The organism is Methanofastidiosum sp., from assembly GCA_013178285.1.
Classification (GTDB): Archaea; Methanobacteriota_B; Thermococci; order Methanofastidiosales; family Methanofastidiosaceae; genus Methanofastidiosum.
Genome location: JABLXD010000090.1, coordinates 1 through 2,572 on the forward strand (window position 1 = coordinate 1; position 2,572 = coordinate 2,572).

Annotated in this window: 2 protein-coding genes; one reads left to right on the forward strand and one right to left on the reverse strand. The window is 27.6% G+C overall.

Translation table 11 applies throughout. The annotated features are described in order from the left end of the window. Positions 1 to 207 precede the first annotated feature (207 nt). Positions 208 to 876: a hypothetical protein gene (locus tag HPY60_11840; protein NPV51867.1), complete on the reverse strand. Its 669-nt coding sequence runs from the start codon at positions 874 to 876 to the stop codon at positions 208 to 210. Between the two features lie 353 nt (positions 877 to 1,229). Here HPY60_11840 and HPY60_11845 point away from each other — a divergent pair, with 353 nt between their 5' ends. Next, entirely contained in the window at positions 1,230 to 1,970 is a 741-nt protein-coding gene (locus tag HPY60_11845; GenBank protein NPV51868.1) for a hypothetical protein, read from the forward strand. Positions 1,971 to 2,572: the final 602 nt, after the last annotated feature.

The window sequence follows — 2,572 nt, forward strand, 5'->3', positions numbered from 1 at the left end:
ATAAACCCTGCGTTAAATTAGAGGCAGGGTATATTCTATATGACTTAAATTATATTCCTTTCTATTGTAACTGAGTCAAGAGAACTGAATTTTCATCTTACTGGGAAGGATTTACCTAATTTATGGAAGGATATTTGCGTAAATCTTAATTCGAAAGTAAAAAAGCACCTTTTTAGGGTGCTTGATAGGGTTAAATTATATTTATTATTATGTATTTTCGGAAGAGTCTTCAGCTTCTTCTGATTCATCATCACTGGAATTATTATTTTCTTTTGCATATATTTCTATGTATTTTATTAATATATCTCCAATCTCATCAAAAAACTTTTGTCTAATATCGAAATCAGTATCTTTTAGGATATAAAATGGCATACCAATTAAAGCTAACATTAAACCACTATCAAAACTTAAATTGTTCGTGAATTCTCCTAAACTTTTAAAAGCATATTCTGGATTTTTTTTATAAGACTTATTAAATTTGAATGTTATATTGTCGATTATCTTTTTAAAACTAGCTTTAGTTAAAGCTTTATTATTTTTATCATAATAAACAATAGAATCATCTTTAATAGGTTCAACGGTTTCATTTATTATTTTAGTTTGTTCAATTGATTCATCTGAGTGTTTAGATTCTTCAATCAGTTCATTTATATATTTTTCTAGCTCTTCTCCAGATATTTCTAATATATTACTAAATATTTTTTCTAAATCTAAACGTTCGATTTTCTTAATAACGCCTTTTTCCAGATGACTTATGTAACCACCAGACAAACCTAAAACTTCTTTAGAAAATTTAACACCATTAATCTTTTTTTTCTTACGCTCCATTTTTATTTGTTCTCGAATATAATTATTCAATTCAATATAATCTTTCATTAATTTAGCACTCCTTAATATATATTATATTTATTATTATAGATATTTATTATATTTGTGTCAAGGAAACAAGAATACTAGACTAGATATTATTATATTTATGCCTTTATATATAATATTCAAATAATACAAAAGTTCAGTTATAAGTGATTATGGAAGTCCTTTTAGGCATAAGCTTATATTTATTACGTGATATTACCCAATAAATTATATTTATTTCTTTATAGATTATATTATATAAAATATACTTGACGATGAAGTTGGAAAATGTTATACTTTTAATCGTGGAAAGTGAAACATCTAAATTAACATTCTGACCACACTTAAGAATATATAAGGGAAGGAAGTCGAGTATGAAAAAATTATCTAATGAAACTATCCAAGAAATCTTTACAATGGTCAAGGAAATCACAAAAAGTTATCACCCACAGGAAAAGGACACAAGTTATATTACAAGATTAGTTTTGAATGATAGTAATGGAATTGAAGGTTTCAAAACGGTTTGGAGCAAGATTGAGGAAAATGAGTTTAAATTTCATCAAGTATTAGATGTCTATCGTTATGATTTGTGGTTAAAACGGGAAATAGATGCCGCCACATATAATGCTACAGATAACTATTTATATAGAGGATACTGGCATCCAATTCACAAAAATCTTCATGGGTACACGATTATTAACCAAAATCAGGAGCAAATTCTTAATATTAAGTATGATGGAAGAAAAAAAGCATTTTATTATCAAGGGAACAAAGAACCTTTCAAATTATATGACACTATTGAAATTGCTAACAAAACACTGGAAATTCTAAATCTTTACAATGAAATTTGTGATAGTGGTATGACTCTAAGCGTTATCCCTTGTTCGGAAGTAGTAGAACATATTGGTGAAAATCATAACTATCAAAGCTTCTGTTATAAATTTTATGTAAAAGATGATTTTAGGTCGAACATAAAAGAGGTTATTGCTTCAATCAAAGAAAAAGCAAAGCAACTTGATTTAAAGAGGTATAACTTGATTTGGAGCAGAGAGCCGTATACTAAAAAATATCAGCCACTTTATTCCAATAAGAAATGTGGTGATTTAGCATGTTAAATATTATTCCCAGGAAGTTGGCCCGAGACATCAGAAAGAAATACAAACTTCTTAAGAAAGGAGTGGCCTGATGGCGAGGATCATACCATTTCCATTAATCAACGATTATACCCTTGATTTGCAATACCAAAATTATTATTCAGACGAAAACTATTTTTCCGTTGAAGATGAATGTTATGAACAACAACAACAAATCAACAATAGAACCTTTTTACAAAAATTGATAGTGAAATTAATTAACAGATTATACCTGTACATTTAGCACAAAATAAAATAAGGCAGTCGTAGTGACTGCCTTCCTGACCAAAACTCAAAAGTATTGACTATTAATTATGGTATGGTATCATAATTAGGCACTTACAAAAATAAGTGCAAAAAATATTATATCTATTTTTACTCCTGACATTCATTTCCAATTAATCTATTTCTCTATGAAACCATTTATTTATAGTCCAATTATATATGCGAAAAAATTAGCTGTCAACATGAATTCAATGAATTTAATGAATTAACGTGTTTATTTTTTAAGTTTCTAATCCCTTAAGGGTTTGGAGAAAATAATTAATAGGAGGTTGATGATAATGACACGATATGGATAACTA